A 17,465-nucleotide genomic window follows, 5' to 3' on the forward strand; every position below is an offset into this window, starting at 1 on the left:
GCAGGACGACATTGAACGACCAGCACCGACCAGCCGGACACGCCGGGCAGATTCCGCCGGCCTGATCGGCAGCACTTCGGGGATGGTCGAACCAACAGACAACACGGCGGCCGGGGCCACGGAACCGCACTCAGCTGCGGCTGAGTTGCGGGGCCAGGCCCCGGCCTCGCCGATGCTGGAGATGACCGGCATCACCAAGCGCTTCCCGGGCGTCGTCGCGAATGAGAACGTCGACTTGGTCGTCCAGCCCGGCGAGGTGCATACCTTGCTGGGGGAGAACGGGGCCGGCAAGAGCACGCTGGTGAAGATCCTCTACGGCCTGTACCGGCCTGACGAGGGTGAGATCAAGATCGGTGGGGAGCGGGTCGACATTCCTTCGCCGGCCGCCGCGATCGAACACGGCGTCGGCATGATCCACCAGCACTTCATGCTGGTCCCCACGCTGACGGTGGCCGAGAACGTGGCGTTGGGCTTGCACGGACGCCGGGGCCTAGCAGACATGGGTCCCGTGCGTGAGCGGCTGATGGAGGTGTCCGAACGCCACGGGCTCGTCATCGACCCCGATGCGTACATCTGGCAGCTCGCTGTCGGCGAGCGACAGCGGGCGGAGATTCTCAAGGCGCTCTACCGGGATGCACGGCTTCTGGTCCTCGACGAGCCGACGGCGGTGCTGACGCCCCCCGAAGTCGACGACCTGTTTGCCACGCTGCGGTCGTTGACCGACGAGGGCCGCGGGCTCATCTTCATCTCCCACAAGCTGGCCGAAGTCATGGTGATCTCCGACCAGATCACCGTGCTGCGAGACGGTCAGGTCGTGGGGCGCACCACACCGGCGGAGACCACGCGTGAGGGGCTTGCCTCGATGATGGTAGGGCGAGAGGTGCGGCTGGGCCGTGAGGTGCCCGATCAGGACGCCGGCGACCAGCGTCTGGTCGTGGACCGCCTTCACGTCCGCGGCGACCGGGGGAACATCTCACTCGACGACTTCTCCGTGCAGGTGGGGAGCGGGGAGATCGTCGGCATTGCCGGTGTGTCAGGCAACGGGCAACGCGAGCTAGCCGAAGCGATCTTCGGCCTGCGACCTATCGAATCGGGCACCGTGCAGGTTCGTGGCGAGACCATCGCTGCGCCGTCGCCGAAACAGGTGCGTCGGCGCGGCGTGGCGTTCGTGCCGGAGGAACGCATGCGCCACGGCGCCGTCGGCGAGATGAGCGTGTCGGAGAATCTCATGCTCGTCGACTACAACAAGCGGCCCTTCGTTCGCGGCGGGTTGCTCCAGTTCGGCACCATCGCCGAGCGCTGCTGGGAGTTGGTGCGTCGCTTCACGGTGAAGACCCCGGCGCTGAGCACCGAGACCTCGCACCTGTCGGGCGGCAACATCCAGAAGGTCGTCATCGCCCGGGAGTTCTCGGCCGACGCCGACGTGCTCGTCGTGGCACAGCCGACCCGTGGCATTGACATCGGCGCAGCCGAGTATGTGCACGAACGCCTGCTGGAGAAGCGCGCAGCCGGCGCAGCGATCCTGCTCATCACCGAGGACCTCGACGAGGCCTTGCAGCTCTCGGACCGGGTCGTGGTGATCTTCGAGGGCCAGGCCATGTGCAATCTGCCGCGCGCGGAAGCCACCACCGACCGTGTGGGCCTGCTGATGACCGGAGTCAGCGAGGAGGCTCCCGCGCCCGCCTGATCGTTGAGCGCCGGGCCTCGGGAGTGGGGCAGAATGGGCGCACAGGGGCAATGGGGAGGCCGTGACATGACGGTGACCGAGACCACATCCGCAACCCAGGACCGCAGCCGGGGACCCAAGCCGGCCAACGGCAAAGTGCCGGTGTACGACGCGGACGCGCACATCGCCGAGCCGACGTCGGTGTGGGAGTACTACGCCGATCCCAAGTATCGGGATCTGATCGCGCAGTGCCGGATCATGGGTGACGGCAGCGATGCCATGTTCGTCGAGGGCAAGAGGTTGCGCAACGGCATCGCGCCGGCCTGCATCCCGCACGCCTATGGCACCGACGTCACCTGGGACGACATCGTGCCCGGCAGCTACGACCCGGCCGCTCGCTTGTCGGTGATGGACGACGAGGGCCTCGACGCGGCGCTGATGTTCCCGTCGCTCATGCTGATCTCGGGTGACATCAACGACCCAGACGTCGCCGTCGAGAATGCCCGTGCCTACAACCGCTGGATGACCGACTTCTGCTCGGAGGATCCGAACCGGCTGTTCGGCATGGGCGTGTGCCCGCTGCAGTCAGTCGACGGCTCTGTGGCCGTGATCGAAGAGGTCGCCAACGCTGGACTGACCGGCATCACATTCCGCCCCGAGCGCTATCGCGGGCTTGAGCTGTTCTCCGACGAGATGAACCGGGTGTGGTCGGCCGCCGAGCACCACGACCTGACCGTGGGCATCCACGGCAGCTTCGGCTCGGGCATGCCGAGCTTCGCCAAGACCCGCTACGAGAACCAGTTCTACGTCCACATGGTCTGCCACCCGTTCGAGCAGATGGCCTCGGTGATGGAGATGGTGTCCTCGGGCGTGCTCGACGACCATCCGATGCTGCGGGTGGGCTTCTTCGAGTCGGGCTTGGGCTGGCTGCCGTACTGGCTCGACCGCCTCGACGAGCACAAGGAGGCCATGGGCCACCTCGTGCCACGGCTCAAGCGCGACCCCACGGAGATCTTCTCCGAGCAGTGCTTCGTGACCATGGAAGCCGGCGAGGGCGAAGCCTTCGAGCAAGTCGCTGCGATGGGCCTGGCGCACACCGTGGTGTGGGGATCGGACTACCCCCACTACGACTGCACCTTCCCCGGCGCGCTCGCCGAGCTGAACGAAACCTTCGAGGGCTTCGACGACGAGGTGAGCAGCCTGCGCGACGAGGTCGTCTACACCAACGCCCGCCGCTTCATGGGGCTCTCGTAGCCCCATGAACATCAGGCACAGCATGGGGCTCTCGTAGCCCCAAACCGCCAGCGCCTCTCACACCCAGCATCAAGAAGGGGGGGCAATGGAGTTCGGGATCTGTCTGCATTCGAAGATCGACGACATCGACTTGGTGGTCCGGGCCGAGAACCTGGGCTTCGATGCGGCCTGGTTCGCCGACTCACAGATGCTGTGGTCTGACTGCTACTCGTGCATGGCACTGGCAGCCGACCGCACCACGCGCATCAAGCTGGGTACTGGTGTATCGGTCGTCGATACTCGGGTCGCGCCGGTCACAGCGCACAGCATCGCCACCATCAACGTGTTGGCTCCCGGTCGAACGTTCCTGGGCGTGGGTAACGGCTTCACGGCGTGGCGGCTGATGGCACGGAAGCCAGCGCGCCTGGTCGAGTTCGAGGCGTTCCTCGACACCACACGTCGACTGCTCAGGGGCGAAGAAGCACCGTTCACCCACGGGGGGAAGACCACTGACGTCGCGTTCCAGATGGCCGAGCTGGGGTTCGTCAACGTGAACGATCCGGTGCCGATCCACGTTTCGGCGTTCGGGCCGAAGGGGCAGGCCCTCGCCGGTGCGTACGGTGACGGCCTGATCGCAGCGGTGCCGCCCCAGCGCAGTGCAGTTGAGCGTTGCCTGGCAAATGCTGCAGGCGGCGCCGCCGGTGCCGGTCGCGAGTTCGACGAGGACGGCTTCCAGCTGACGACGTTGACGGCGATGGCGGTGCTCGAGCCGGGTGAGGACCTCACCTCGGATCGTGTCGTCGAGCAATGTGGACCGATGGCGGTGATGGGCCTTCACTATGCCTATGAGCGTTTCCGCCAGTTCGGGGTCGATCCGCCGCCCCACCTCCGCAGCGTGTGGGACGACTACGTCGCGTTGGTGGAGCAGAGTCCAGAAGCCGAACGCCACTATCGCATCCATGCTGGCCACGGCACGTATCTGCACCCCGACGAGGTCCAGTTCGCGACTCCGGAGCTCATTGAAGCAGCCTGCATCGTGGGCCAGGCCGATCAGTTGGTGGAGAAGATTTCCGAGCTTGAGGCTGCCGGTCTCGATCAGCTGATGGTGCTGCCGAGCTTCGCGTCCCGCTACCGAGCTGCCGAGGAGATCGGGTCGTTGATCAAGCGGTCAGGCTGAGGTGGGCAGACACAGCATGGGCTGAGTTAGCTCCGGGCTGCAAGCGCCTCAGGGTGTTTCGCTGACCAAGGTTCGGTGGTAGACGGCTCGCACGGCGAGCGCCTCGCGCAGCTCCTCGGTCATGTCGTCGGCGAACTCTGAGCGATAACTGGAGTCGAGGACGACCGACACGGCGAACTGCAGGCCGGAGAACAGCCCGATGAAGGCCGCCACCAGCACCAGCTGGCGGCTGAACAGCAGTTCCTCGCCCCACAGCGGCACACGCAGCGCCCACGACTCTGCCCAGGTGAGCTGGCTCAACGTGGTCCACTGCATCAACGTGCTCTCGCGCACGGTGAACATGCCGAACAGCACGTAGAAGGCGGTGACGATCCCCGCCACGAGCACGGTCTGGATGCTCTGAGCCACGAACAGCAGCAGGCTGACATTGGACCGGGCCCGGCGTCCCAGCGGCGGCGCGTCGGGCGGGGGCGCATCGTCGCCAGGCACCAAGTGGGTCACCGGCGTGTCTGCGCAGCGAGAGCGCACGTCGACCCAGGAGGAGAAGCGAGCAAGGTCCACGGCAAGGCGCCGCACAGAGATGCCCAAGAACAGCGCCCCGACGGCGACGAGCAGCCCGGCCACCATGGCGAAGAACGGAAGTGTGAAGTCGTGGGCCACCTGCCACATCTCGGCATTGAGGAAGATGAACGCGGAGAACACCAGCAAGATCGGGAGCGACTTGGCCAGCAGCGTCGTCATTTGACCCACCTGACGCCACAACTGACCCACCGACCAACGCACCATCGGCACCAGGCCCCAGCTGGTCACCACATACGCGCCGCCGAGAAGCACCACATTCAGGCCCAAGGTGACGGCCGCATCGACGATGACCGCGTTGGACGATCCCAGGCCGGCAAACACGGCACCGAGCCCGAGATAGGCCAGCACCTCCCACGGACCGAACCGCTCGGGCAGCTGCCACAGGCGCCGGCCGCGAATGCGGTTCACGAGCGCCATAGCCCCCGCCATTGCCGCCAGGCCCACCACGAAGATGCCCGCTTGGGCCCAGCCCGCCCACCGGTCGCCGAATACCAAGAAGAACTCGATGAACACCACGAACGCCAAGAAGGGCGCGGCGCGGGTGAGCACGTCGGTGGTTGCGGAATAGTCGTGGATCAGCTGCGGCAGTCCTTGGCGAACGAACCAGCGCTCGCACCGGTTTCGCTCGGCTGCGAGGTCGTGCTCGTGGCGTGACTCACCGAGACCGTCCATGACCGAGCACCTTAGGAAACGCGGGGATGGCGGCCAAAGTGGCAGTTGCCAGACCATCGGCAGGGCCCGGCCCGCTAGACATTGGCGCCATGGGACAGACGATTTCCTTGACAGCTTCAGACGGCGTGACCTTCAGCGCCTACCGAGCCGAGCCGGCGGGGCCGCCGAAAGGCGGTGTGGTGGTCGTGCAGGAGATCTTCGGGGTGAACGACCACATCCGCAGCGTGGCCGACGGCTACGCAGCCGACGGCTACTTGGCGGTAGCGCCAGCACTCTTCGACCGTGTGCGAGGCGGCGTCGAGCTGGGCTACAACGCCGAGGGCATCGACGTCGGCCGCAAGATCGCCTTCGAAGATCTCACTGTGGATCAGGTCATGGACGACATCTCGGCGGCGGCCGATTGTGCTGCCGACGGCGGCAAGGTCGGCATCGTCGGCTACTGCTGGGGCGGTTCGATGTGCTACGTGGCCTCAGCCCGCCTGGCCGACAAGATCGCTGCCGCATCGGGCTACTACGGCGGGCAGATCATGCCGCACCTCGACGAGCGGCCCACGGCTCCGCTGCTGTTGCACTTCGGCACCGAGGACCACGGCATCCCGCTCGAGAACGTGCATGCCATCGACGAGCGCTGGGATCACATCACCGTGCACATCTACGACGGCGCCGATCACGGCTTCAACTGCGACGCCCGAGCCAGCTTTCATCCCGACGCCGCGGCGCTGGCCAAGCAGCGCACGCTGGATCATTTCGCTCAACACCTGAGCTGAACCGTTCGGGGGGCCGCACCAACTGACCTGCTTGATGACTGGCTCTGCGACGTCGAGGCGCCGACGTCGCTCGGCGCCTGAGGTCAGTTGCTCAGGAAGATGACGCCGCGGTCGATCGCGGGGCCGCCTTCGGCGTTGAGCACGTCGAAGCGGACGGCCTCGGTTGCGTCGCTGACGGGCACCACGTCCCAGATGCGGACGGTGATGGTCGAGGGCATGAGCACCATGGCACGGAAGCGGCAAACGATCCGGCGGACGCGGTGCGGATTGCCGTCGGCGACGGCGTCCACGACGGCCGAGACGCCGAGCGCCAGCGTGGCGGTGCCGTGCAGGATGATGCCCGGCAGCCCGGCCTTGCGGGCGACCGCAGCGTCGGTGTGGATCGGGTTCCAGATGCGGGCGCACTCGGTATAGGCGTGCGCTGCCCCGTGCGCCACTGGCACCCCGATCTCGGCGAGCGGCTCGGCGGGCAGGTCGCCGAAGTCCGGCTCGGCAGGGGCGTCGGGATCGGGCCTGTTGCCACCGGCGGTCTCGACGTTGAGGAACACCCCGCCTTGGTACGTCGTGGCAACCGGGTTCCCGTCGGCATCGGCAGTGTCGATGCGCATGGTCTGGTAGGTGCCGGGCTTGCGCTGCTCGACACCGGTGTACGTGACGCTGGTGGTGAGATGGTCGCCGGGGCGCACCAGCCGGTGCACCGTCAGATCATGCGTGGCGTGGACTGAGCGCCGGACCTCGTCGGGTGTGATGCCCCAGCGGTCCGAGATATCGCGGCCTGCCACGATGACCGGCCACTCCGGGCATACGGCGAACATCGGGTGCGCCACCACGCCGTCGTCGCCCAGCGTGTCGAAATAGCAATCGTGGGTGTCGCCGAGCGATGCCGCATAGGCCATCGTCCAGCGCTCGTCCACGTCATGGGTGATCGGCCCGATCACCTCGCCAACCATGTCTGAAGGAACCGGCATCGTGCTTCCCCTCGCTCTCACGCGGAGAGTAGTCAGCGCTGTCCGTCTGGCGGGCGCCCAGCCTGGGGACATGTCCGGATATCGCCGCAACTTCAGCGAGCCGGGTCGTCGCGCGACCGCCGAGAAACGCCAGAATCACGGTGTGGACATCGGCAAGCGACTGCGGCACGTGACCAGGCCGGGCGGACTGCTGGCCGATGACGGTCTCGCTGGGCTGCTGGCATGGCGAGCGGCACGGGGGCTCATACGCATCCTGCTCTTTCGCATCTTCCGGCTGCGCGCCACCGGGTTCGAACGCTTGCGGGCGGACGGCCCGTTGATCTACGCGCCGGTCCACCGCAGCCACCTCGACGGCCCGTTCATCGGCGGCCTCACCCATCACCGGGTCCGCTACCTCGGCAAGGAGGAGCTGTTCCAGCCCAAGCCGCTCGGCTGGTTCATGCGCTCGATCGGCACGTTTCCGGTGCGGCGCGGCGAGGCCGACCTGGATGCGATGCGCGCAGCGCTCGGCCTGCTGAAAGGTGGCGAGGCGATGCTGGTTTTCCCTGAAGGAACACGCCAGCCCTCCGATGACATCGGCCCCGTCTTCGATGGCACCGCATGGCTGGCTGCGAAGTCGGGGGCACCGGTGTTGCCGGTGGGCATCGCAGGCACACGCGAGGCGATGCCCAGCGGCGCAAAGTTCCCGAAGCGGACACAGGTCGCGATCGTGGTGGGGGAGCCGCTCGCTCCGCCGACCGGACCCGACGGCGGCCGTGCCAGGCGGCCGGACATGACGGCGTGGACGGCGACGCTGCGAGATGCCCTCGAAGGCTGCCAGCAGCGCGCGCGAGCGTTGGCAAACGAGCCCGGCCGCGCCCGCACGCCCATGCGCGACCTCGTACCGTGATCGGGCCGGATCACCGTTCGCCGGTGTGGCCCACGGCTGAACCCGCAGCGTTGGCCGGCATCCGCATCTGCGACTTCACCGGGCAGCTCGCAGGCGCCGGCGCCACCAAGATCCTGGCGGCTCTCGGCGCCGAGGTGATCCGTATCGAAGACCCGGTACGGCAGGGGAAGTGGGACATCCTGCGAGGCACCCAGCCATTCGTGGGCGAGCACCGCGGCATCGAAGCCGGAGGCTCGTTCAACAACCACAACGCCGGCAAGCTCGGTATCACGCTCAACCTGCGTGACGACCGGGCCAAAGAACTTCTCCGCGACCTGGTGGCGGTCAGCGACGCCGTTACCGAGAACTTCGCGGCCGGCGTGCTCGAGCGGCTCGGCTTCGGCTACGAAGCGCTGCGGCGGATCAAGCCCGACATCGTCTATGTGTCGAACTGCGGCTTCGGTGCCGATGGGCCCTATGGCAGCTTCCGGTCGTGGGGGCCGATCGTGCAGGCCGTGTCAGGTCTCACGTTCCAGTCGGGGCTGCCCGACTTGCCGCCCGCCGGCTGGGGCTACTCGTTCATGGACCACACCGGCGCCTACTACATGGCCACGGCGATCCTGATGGCGCTGTTCCACCGGCGGCGCACCGGTCAGGGCCAATGGGTGGACCTGGCCTGCATCGAGGCAGCAGGAACGCTCCATGGCGCCGCAACGCTGGACTTCACTGTGAACGGCCGCCCGGCCCGGCGAAGCGGGATGCCCAACAGCAACCGATCCCAATCGCCCGCGATGGCACCACACGGCGTATTCGCCTGCGAGGGCGACGACGAGTGGGTCGCGATTGCAGTGCGCCACGACGATGACTGGCAGTGTTTCGCAGACGTGGTCGGCGAACCGTGGACGGGCGACGAGCGATGGGAGCGCCTCGCCGGGCGCCTGGCGCACGAGGACGAGATCGAGCGCCTAGTCGGCAGCTGGACGGCCGGCCGCCCCAAGCACGAGGTTGCGGGATCGCTCGTCGCGGCGGGTGTGCCAGCTGCGCCGGTGCTGCGCCCGAGCGAGCGCATCGACGGCGATCCTCGAACCCAGGACTGGGGTCTGTGGGTCACCGTTCCGCACAGCGCCGTGGGTGACACCCGGGTCGAGGGTCTGCCCGTGCGCCTGTCGGAGACCGACTGGGCGATCGGCCGCGGCGCTGCGTGCTTGGGCGAGGACAACCGGTACGTGTTCGGCGAGGTGCTCGGCCGCAGCGCCGACGAGATTGCCGAGCTCGAAGCCGACGGGGTCATCTGATGTCTGCGTTCGATGCTTCGCCCCCAGCAAGCCCTCGCCCCCTCGACGGTATCCGGGTCATCGAGCTGACCTCAGAACGATGCGCGCTCGCAGGCAAGCTGCTCGCTGACATGGGCGCCGATGTCATCGTGGTCGAGCCGCCCGGCGGGTCGCCGATGCGCGCCTACGAGCCGTTCGCCGGCGATGAGCATGATCGGGAACAAGCGCTGTGGTGGTGGCACTACAACACTTCCAAGCGCTCGGTCGTGCTCGATCTCGACGAGACCGGCGGCGCTGATGACTTCCGCCGCCTGGTGAGCACCGCCGACGTGGTGATCGAAGCCGAGCCGCTCGGCCGCCTGGCAACCCTCGGGCTCGACTGGCGCCAGCTCGGCGCGGCTTCGCACGCGGCGACCGGCGCAGCCCAGCCCTCGCCCGATGCCAGCGGGCGCAACGAACGGCTCATCTGGGTGTCGATAACGCACAACGGGCGAGAACGCCCCGACCCTCCGGCCACCGATCTCACCGTGCTGGCTGAAGGCGGTCCCGTGTGGTCGTGCGGCTACGACGATCACACCATTCCTCCGGTCCGGGGCGGCGGCAACCAGGGCCTGCAGATGGCCTGCCACTACGCCGTCGCCACGCTGATGGCAGCGCTGATGTGGCGGGAGGATTCAGGCCGCGGGCAGCTCATCGACGTCTCCATGCTCGCTGCCGCCAATCTGACCTGTGAGTTCGCGACCTACTTCTGGCTGAACCAGCAGGTCGATGTGCAGCGCCAGACCGGCCGCCACGCCCTTCCGCAGATCTCCGAGCCCACCCAGGTGCGTTGTGCGGACGATCGCTGGCTCAACACCGGGGTGCCGCCCCGGCGCGGACCCGAGTTCGCAGCCCTCTCAGGGTGGCTGGCCGAATTGGGCCTAGCCAGCGAGTGCCCCTATACCGAGCTGCTGAAGCTGGGTGAGAGCTATGAGCAGATCGACATCCTCCACCTCGACGCCGATCCGCTCAGCGCGGAAGTGTTCGGAGCTGGCCGCGACACCATCAACTTCCTTGCCGAGCGCCTCGGCGCTCACGAACTGTTCGTGGGCTTGCAGTCGATCGGCCTCGCCTGCGGCATCGTCTATTCGCCCGAGGAGATGCTGGCCGACGAGCACTTCGTGGCCCGAGGCTTTCCCGTCGAGATCGATCACGACGGCACCCCGGTCACCTACCCAGGCGCGCCTTACAGGTTCTCAGCCACGCCGTGGCGCGCCACACGGGCGCCACGTCTCGGCGAGCACCAGGATCTGCTCGCCGACTGATCTTTCTGAACTGGGGCCGCCGCCAGGCGCGGTGGGGGCTACTCGTCGGGATTGTGGAAGCGCGCCGCCTTCGCCAGCTCGCGCACTTCGGCCCGCTCATCGGGCGTCAGGCACTCGAAGTCGGGCGCATGCAGCTTGTCGGTGAGCGACTCGATCTCCTCGCGGGCATCGCCGAGATCGCTGACGTCGGGGTAGGGCTTGGGCCACCCGAAGAACTCGGCATTCCATTCGCCAGCTGGACCCGACAGGATCGCTTCGAGCGGTCCCATGCCCAGTGCCTGCACGGCAACGGCATGCCGGCCGAAGCGCAGCTCGCGCATGATCTGGGCCATGAAGAAGGCATGGGCCGGGCCGGGTTCGCCGGGCCGGGGCACGTCTCGCCAGCCGACAAAGGTCGGCGCACCCTGGGGGACCGCCGTGTCGACGACCCGCTCGAGCAGCTCGCCCAAGCGCTCCGCGCCCTCCATCCCGGCGAGCCGCTTCTCGCCGTACTCGGTGCAGATGTCGGCCCAGATCAGCGCCCCCTGCGACGGGTTCATGACCGCGCGGCCCGCTTCGACGGCCGAACGCATGGTGTCGGGATTCCAGAAGAACGCCGCCCCGATCACGTTGTCGACCGGGCATTCGCCGAGCACGCCCAGCCGGCCGGTTGCGTATGCCCCCAGCCCCTCAGCCATGCCGCGTTGCGCCGCCTTCTCCAGCGTGGCCGGGTCCATCAGCCAGTCCATCGCCAGCATTCCCACAGAGCCGCGCATGCTGCGCGCTACCGCCGTTGTCTCCATTACCGAGCCCTCCTGGTTCGACTCGACGGTGACGCTAACCGCGCGGCCCCTGATCATGCATTGGACGCCCCCGCAGCAGGCACGACCACACGGCCGCGGCGGTCCGAGAATCTGCCTAACATTAGATTTTGGCCGCAATATCAGCGGCCAGACCCAGGGGGCACGTCATGCACGTCGGTTACTCGGCCGTCTTCCAGAATCCCGAGAACGCACTTTCAGACCGTGAGGTCTGGGAGCAGGAGATCCGCATGGTCGAGGAAGCCGAGGACCTCGGCTTCGACTCGATCTGGACCGTGGAGCACCACTTCACCGACTACACGATGTGCCCCGATCCTGTGCAGTTCCTGACATGGGTCGCCGGCCGCACGAACCTGCAGCTCGGCACCGCCGTCATTGTGCTTCCGTGGCACGACCCGATGCGGGTGGCCGAGCAGGTGACCATGCTCGACAACCTCTCAGGCGGGCGCATGATCCTCGGCATCGGTCGCGGTCTCGCCCGCATCGAATACGAGGGCTTCCGGGTGGACATGAACTCCAGCAGGGAGCGCTTCCTGGAGTACGCCAAGATGCTCATCGAAGGGCTTGAGCAGGGCTACGTGGAGCACGACGGCGAGTTTGTGCAGCAGCCCCGGCGAGACATCCGCCCCGCCCCGGAGCGTTCGTTCAAAGGCCGCACGTATGCCGCTGCAGTGTCGCCTGAGGGCATGCCGCTCATGGCGCAGCTCGGCATCGGCCTGCTGGTGATCCCCCAGAAGCCCTGGGAGATCGTCGAGTCAGACTTCGCGGCGTACCACGGCGAGTGGGCCAAGCATCACACCGCGCCGCCGCCCCCGCCGCTGTCAGGCGGGTTCTGCTGGGTGGACACCAACGCCGACCGGGCCGAGGAGAAGGCGATGGAGCACATCGGCAACTACTACGGCACCGTGATGAAGCACTACGAGTTCGGACCCAAGCGTCCGCACGAGGGCGTCAAGGGCTACGAGTTCTACGAGGGCATCTCGAAGTACATCGACCGCCACGGCGCCCGCGGCGCCGCCGAAGATTTCACCCGTCTCATGCCCTACGGCACGCCCGACCAGGTGCTCGAGAAGCTGCAGGTCATCAAGGACAAGATCGGCATGGCCGCGTTCTTCCCCAATCTGGCCTACGCCGGCATGACCTGGACCGAGGCCCGCCGCAACCGCGATCTGTTCGCCACCGAGGTGCTGCCCGTGATCAAGGAGTGGGACGCCCCGCCCGTGGGCCTCGCCGCTACCGAGACCGCCGCCGCAGCGGCGTAGCAGGCACCGCGGGAATCCGCGGCGCTGATCGGCCATGATGTTCGCCGCCGCGCCGCCCGAGCGCGGCGGACGGGGGCTTCCAGATGAGATTCGGCCTGATCTCAGCGAACTTGATGGGCAACGTCGATGGCGCTGCGGCGCAGGAGACCGCGCAGACCGCTGAGGAAGTCGGCTTCGATTCGCTGTGGGCGATCGAGCACGTGGTGGTGCCGAAGTCGTACAGCTCCACCTATCCCTACGACGACGGGGGGCGCCTGTTCAAGGGTGCCAGCCAGCTCGATCACTCAGACCCGCTCATCTGGCTGGCGTACGCCGCCGCAGTGACCACCCGCATCCGGCTGGCGACCGGCATTCTCATCCTGCCCCAGCGCAACCCCCTGATCCTGGCGAAGGAGATTGCTTCGCTGGACCGCCTGTGCGGCGGCCGTTTCGACTTCGGCATCGGCGTGGGATGGCTGCGCGAAGAGTTCGACGCACTCGGCGTGCCCTTTGATCGTCGGGGTGCGCGCACCGACGAGTACATCGCGGCACTGCGCGTGCTGTGGACCGAGGAGGAAGCCGAGTTCCACGGCGAGTTCGTGGACTTCGACCCGGTCTACTCGCAGCCCAAGCCCATCCAGCAGCCGGTGCCGATCCTGGTAGGCGGCCACAGCGACCGCGCCGCCCGGCGCGCCGGTGAGCTCGGCGACGTGTTCTTCCCGGCCGAACGGCCTGCTGAGGTGCTCGCGGGGCTCTTCGAATCGACGCGCCGCTATGCCGAGGCCGCGGGACGCGACCCAAGTGAGATCGAGATGTGGACTACCGGCGGGACCGACCGCGCCCACCTCGATCAGCTGGTCGAGCTCGGCGTCAGCCAAGTGATGGTGCCGGGGCGCAGGCCGCCCCAGCTCGGCGAGACATACGGGCAGATCCTCGCTGATTACGCGGATGCATGATCAGCGGGCATAGGCGCGCCGCCCGGTCCCGCAATGGCAGCATCGCCAGAATGCCGGGGCTTGGACGTGCGCGTCTCCAGCTCCCGTGGTTTCAGCTCGTTTGGGGTTCGATCGACGGAATCGGGTGCCGCTGTTCCTTGATGGCAAACTTCAGCCGTCGCGATGGCTTCATCGCAGGAAATGGACTCAACCGAAGCTTGTAGTTCTTCGGTGCCAGTTCGATGGTGAAGTGGTGAGCCACCATCATCAGATTGACGGCCAGCATTATCTCCACGAGCTGGTAGCCGAGGCACATGTGGGCACCGACGCCGAACGGTGCATAGCCGGGCGATACATGCTCTTTGCGCTCGGGCAGGTAACGATCTATGTCGAAACGGAAGGGATCAGGAAACAGGTTCTCGTCATAATGAGAGGCTGCATAGACGATATACAGCAGCTGGCCTGCCTTCAGTTCATGATTTTCGACCACACAGGAGTTGCTCACGGTCCGGAAGGAGACGCCCGCGATCGGGTACATTCGCAGAACTTCAGAGATGAATCGACGTGTGATGTCGATGGTTGCATCGTCCAATTGTTCGGGATCAGGAACGCCATTGGCGAATATTGTTTCTGCTTCGCGCTGAATTTGCTCATGGAGATGCGGCTGTGTCACCATGCAATAGATGGCAAAGCTGAGCTGATCCCCGGTATACCAAGTAGTGAGCAGCGTTGCTGCCAGTGCAAATTCGATGTTTGTCTCAGGAAATAGACGCGGATTGGAATCTCGGAACTCCAGCAATTCGTCAATCTGGTCCACCGGGCATCCGGAGCGCATGTCGGGCGTGTGGCTCTCCTTAATGCGCCTCATCAGCTCTGCGATTGCCCTGCCACAACGCCTCATACGAGGAGTCTTCAACATGAAGCGGGGCAGCGCCTTTACTAAGTGAGTGCCAGCTGCTCGTTCCTTGTAGGCGATCAGATCGTCGATCAAGTCTTGCGTTTCGATGCTGAGATGGAGCTGTGAGAACTGAGCATTGATGAGCTGCCGGCACATGGGAACAGCGCGTCGAGTGTCGCCGACCTGCCAAGTCGACATTTCCTTATAGGCATGCGGAATGGTGAGGCCCAATCGATCCTCGTACCTCTGGCGTGAGCCGCCTGGGCGCATAGCCTTGCGCCACTGGAAGTGGTCGGCACCGTCGAGCGAGGGAATAGTCCCCACTGCTCCGTAAACTTGTTCGAAGTCTTGGAAGTAATCGCGTGTCCGCAGATGCATCCTGCCGCGCCGGTTGGCCCAACGGTTGGTTTCGCCGCTGGAAAGAAAGACCATCGGCTCCTTGAAGGGTATCTTGGCTTGAAATACCGGTCCGAACTCGGCTGCCAATGATGCAAACAGCGCCGGAATGCTGCCCTCGCGGGCGTGCCGATTGGTTATGAATTTGTGGATTGGCACCTTCGGTATGGGCCGTACATCGGCTGTTTGCAGCGGTGCCTGCTTGGCTATATTCTTGGCAACGGCCTCGGACAGCGTGCGACCGATCAAGTCGAGCCTGCAGACGAGTTCAATGCGGCGAATCGACTGGTCGTCGAGTTCGAACATATGCTGCAAGACATCGCACACATTGAGCAAGCAGATGACGATAATATCTTCCGGACTAGGCAGCTGTTCGTCAAATATCACTGCACTGACACGGGTTCGAACAAACTGAATGACTGACTCATCAGACGGATCGATGATCGCAATCGATCGCCACGCATCTGGCGCCAATACCCAAAAATCGCCTGAGTAGTGTTGCAGAACGTGCGCTTCAACCATCCGCTTCAGCGTCGCATCAATGGCAGGCTCCGCCATAGGTGTCAGCCGTTCAATCCAGTACTCAGCTGTTTGCGCCGACGATTCGCTCGCGATCTGCTCCAGTGCGGTGTCCAAGGCCTCCACGCCGGTCGGCGTTGCATCGAGCAAGCGGAGTGATTCCAAATCAGTATCGATGCGGGACAGCAGCGACAAGTCGGCAAGAACGGCCCCGGTCATGGCCAAGGCCATACGTCGCTCGGAGACTTGGCGGAAATGTCCTGTCTCCTCGTTCAGGAGCATCAGAAGGAACTCGCCGGACACGCCGAGCCTGATACGCGGCTGTGATTGGAAGGTGTCCTGAGTCTGCGTCATGCGATGCTCCAGGATGGGGACGAGGCGAGACGAACGTTACGGCTTCCAGACTGGGATGCCGTGGCACCGTCCCAAATCCGGTACGACCACCATACCCTGCGTCATTCTGGAGTAGATATAGCCCTCCCGCACCTCGCCGGCGCAGAAAACGGTGAGCTTCCCATCAGCAGCCGACACGAAGGACCGAGGCCATGCCGCAGTACGGAGATGGGGACGCGATCAGTCACGAGCAACGGGTTGCCGAGATGCAGGCCCGAGCCGAGGTGATCCGGCGGGACATGGGCGGCGCGTCGAAGGTCCGCGCCATGGAGGCCGAAGGCGACCGGACGATCCGCCAGCACATCGATGCGTTCCTCGACGACGGCTCCTTCCGGGAGATCGGCACGTTCAGCCGGTCGCTCCGCCCTGAAATGCGCGACATCACGCCCGGTGACGGCAAGATCGGCGGGCACGGCAATGTGGACGGCCGGCCGGTGGCGGTGTTCGGCGACGACATCACGGTGCTGCGCGGCTCAAGCTCCATCGTGGGTACTCGCAAGGAGACCCGTCTCTACGACCGGGCGCTCACCATGGGCATTCCAGTTGTGCATTTCGGCGAGACCGGCGGTGGCCGCATTCCCGATCTCATGGGTTCGGAAGGCATCTCCGAGCCCGGTGCCATGTTCGAGATGGCCCAGCGGCGTCACCGGGTGCCGATGGCCACCATGATCTGCGGCCAGTCGTTCGGCGGCTCATCGTTCGTGTCGGCCATGAGCGACTACGTCGTCATGGTGCGCGGCTCGTGCTTGGCAGTCACCTCGCCGAAAGTGTTCGAGATCGCCACCGGCGAAGTCATCTCATTCGAGGATGTGGGCGGCGTGGACGTGCACGCTCGTATCACCGGGCAGATCGATCTCGGCGTCGACACCGACGAGGAGGGGTACGAGGCCATCCGGCGGTGGCTGTCGTATATGCCGTCGAATGCTTGGCAGCCGGCGCCACGGGCCGAGCCGAAAGGAGACGACGGACCCGACCCCCAGCTCGCCAAGATGGTGCCGGCCCGGCGCACTCGCGGCTACGACATGCGACGCGTCGTCGCCCGCATCTGCGACCCCGGGTCCGTCTTCGAGATGCAGCCGAACTACGCCCGCAACGTGGTGTGCGCGCTCGCCCGGCTGGACGGGTTCGCGGTCGGCGTCATCGCGAACAACCCCATGTTCCAGGCGGGAACCCTCGACCCGCAGGCGTGCCACAAGGTGATTCGCCTCGCGACCGTATGCGACTCTTACAACATTCCCATGATCTTCTTGGTGGATGTGCCGGGCTTCATGGTCGGCAAGCGCGTCGAGCACGACCTGATGCTCCACTGGGGCATCCGCATGATGCATGCGCTGCAGAACGCGTCCACGCCCACGCTCACCGTGTGCCTGCGCAAGGCATTCGGCATGGCTTGGCAGGCCATGAACGGCTCCCGGATGCCAAGCCATGGCATCTACTGCTGGCCCGGTGCAGAGGTCGGCTTCATGGATCCAGAAGTCGGCGTGAACGTGGCATTCGGCTCGAAGCTCTCGCGCATCGCTGATCCCGACGAGCGAGAGGCCGAGCGGCTGAAGCTCGTGGCCGAGGTGGCTGAGGCGACGAACCCCTTCGAAGCAGCCGGCACGATGCGCATCGACGAGATGATCGACCCCGCCGACACCCGCGGCGTGCTCATCTCCGACCTGCGGATGCTGGCCAATCGGCCGGTGCCGCCGCCCGAGCAGCGACCGCTCAGCTACTGGCCAAGCTGCTGACGGCGCACAATACGCTCAGGACACCTTTGGATACGCGTA

Annotated in this window: 14 protein-coding genes; 10 read left to right on the forward strand and 4 right to left on the reverse strand. The window is 65.9% G+C overall.

All coding sequences use genetic code 11. The features are described from left to right. Positions 1-82: 82 nt before the first annotated feature. The 3 genes from ACOGXD_RS08750 to ACOGXD_RS08760 all read left to right on the forward strand — a co-directional run bounded on the left by ACOGXD_RS08750 (position 83) and on the right by ACOGXD_RS08760 (position 4,076). Positions 83-1,687 (forward strand): ABC transporter ATP-binding protein, encoded by a 1,605-nt coding sequence (locus tag ACOGXD_RS08750; protein ID WP_419914229.1) that lies wholly within the window; start codon positions 83-85, stop codon positions 1,685-1,687. Between the two features lie 66 nt (positions 1,688-1,753). Further along, positions 1,754-2,920 carry an amidohydrolase family protein gene (locus ACOGXD_RS08755; RefSeq protein WP_419914231.1) on the forward strand — a complete coding sequence of 389 codons (1,167 nt, stop codon included), beginning with the start codon at positions 1,754-1,756 and terminating at the stop codon, positions 2,918-2,920. A gap of 85 nt (positions 2,921-3,005) precedes the next feature. After that, positions 3,006-4,076, forward strand: coding sequence for an LLM class flavin-dependent oxidoreductase (locus ACOGXD_RS08760; protein ID WP_419914233.1), 1,071 nt, complete (start codon positions 3,006-3,008; stop codon positions 4,074-4,076). Between the two features lie 48 nt (positions 4,077-4,124). Here ACOGXD_RS08760 and ACOGXD_RS08765 read toward each other — a convergent pair whose 3' ends face one another. Continuing rightward, the gene (locus ACOGXD_RS08765) at positions 4,125-5,330 is read right to left on the reverse strand and encodes a hypothetical protein (RefSeq protein ID WP_419914235.1); all 1,206 of its coding nucleotides are present in this window, start codon (positions 5,328-5,330) and stop codon (positions 4,125-4,127) included. Positions 5,331-5,419: 89 nt separating this feature from the next. Here ACOGXD_RS08765 and ACOGXD_RS08770 point away from each other — a divergent pair, with 89 nt between their 5' ends. Beyond that, entirely contained in the window at positions 5,420-6,097 is a 678-nt protein-coding gene (locus ACOGXD_RS08770) for a dienelactone hydrolase family protein (protein WP_419914237.1), read from the forward strand. Between the two features lie 83 nt (positions 6,098-6,180). Here the strand turns inward: ACOGXD_RS08770 and ACOGXD_RS08775 are convergent, their stop codons facing one another. Next, positions 6,181-7,065 (reverse strand): MaoC/PaaZ C-terminal domain-containing protein, encoded by an 885-nt coding sequence (locus tag ACOGXD_RS08775; RefSeq protein WP_419914239.1) that lies wholly within the window; start codon positions 7,063-7,065, stop codon positions 6,181-6,183. 70 nt (positions 7,066-7,135) lie between these two features. On the opposite strand from ACOGXD_RS08775, the gene ACOGXD_RS08780 reads away from it, so the two are divergent. From ACOGXD_RS08780 to ACOGXD_RS08790, 3 genes are read left to right on the forward strand one after another with little or no spacing between them, the layout of a single operon-like run. After that, a complete protein-coding gene (locus ACOGXD_RS08780; protein WP_419914241.1) occupies positions 7,136-7,954 on the forward strand; it encodes a lysophospholipid acyltransferase family protein in 819 nt (272 codons plus the stop codon). A 23-nt stretch (positions 7,955-7,977) separates the two neighbouring features. Further along, positions 7,978-9,228, forward strand: a complete 1,251-nt coding sequence (locus ACOGXD_RS08785; protein ID WP_419914243.1) for a CaiB/BaiF CoA transferase family protein — start codon at positions 7,978-7,980, stop codon at positions 9,226-9,228. Then, positions 9,228-10,511, forward strand: coding sequence for a CaiB/BaiF CoA transferase family protein (locus ACOGXD_RS08790; protein ID WP_419914244.1), 1,284 nt, complete (start codon positions 9,228-9,230; stop codon positions 10,509-10,511). Before ACOGXD_RS08785 ends, ACOGXD_RS08790 begins: the two co-directional genes overlap by 1 nt. Positions 10,512-10,549: 38 nt before the next feature. Here the strand turns inward: ACOGXD_RS08790 and ACOGXD_RS08795 are convergent, their stop codons facing one another. Then, positions 10,550-11,266, reverse strand: coding sequence for a helix-turn-helix domain-containing protein (locus ACOGXD_RS08795; protein WP_419914246.1), 717 nt, complete (start codon positions 11,264-11,266; stop codon positions 10,550-10,552). A gap of 194 nt (positions 11,267-11,460) precedes the next feature. On the opposite strand from ACOGXD_RS08795, the gene ACOGXD_RS08800 reads away from it, so the two are divergent. Next, entirely contained in the window at positions 11,461-12,573 is a 1,113-nt protein-coding gene (locus tag ACOGXD_RS08800) for an LLM class flavin-dependent oxidoreductase (RefSeq protein WP_419914248.1), read from the forward strand. An 83-nt stretch (positions 12,574-12,656) separates the two neighbouring features. Continuing rightward, on the forward strand, positions 12,657-13,508 hold the full coding sequence (locus tag ACOGXD_RS08805; protein WP_419914250.1) for an LLM class F420-dependent oxidoreductase: 852 nt from the start codon (positions 12,657-12,659) through the stop codon (positions 13,506-13,508). Positions 13,509-13,599: 91 nt separating this feature from the next. Here the strand turns inward: ACOGXD_RS08805 and ACOGXD_RS08810 are convergent, their stop codons facing one another. Further along, positions 13,600-15,654, reverse strand: a complete 2,055-nt coding sequence (locus ACOGXD_RS08810) for a cytochrome P450 (protein WP_419914252.1) — start codon at positions 15,652-15,654, stop codon at positions 13,600-13,602. A 191-nt stretch (positions 15,655-15,845) separates the two neighbouring features. On the opposite strand from ACOGXD_RS08810, the gene ACOGXD_RS08815 reads away from it, so the two are divergent. Continuing rightward, the gene (locus ACOGXD_RS08815; protein WP_419914254.1) at positions 15,846-17,426 is read left to right on the forward strand and encodes an acyl-CoA carboxylase subunit beta; all 1,581 of its coding nucleotides are present in this window, start codon (positions 15,846-15,848) and stop codon (positions 17,424-17,426) included. Positions 17,427-17,465 lie beyond the last annotated feature (39 nt).

It is taken from the genome of Candidatus Poriferisodalis sp. (assembly GCF_965204125.1).
In the GTDB taxonomy this organism is placed as follows: Bacteria; Actinomycetota; Acidimicrobiia; order Acidimicrobiales; family Poriferisodalaceae; genus Poriferisodalis.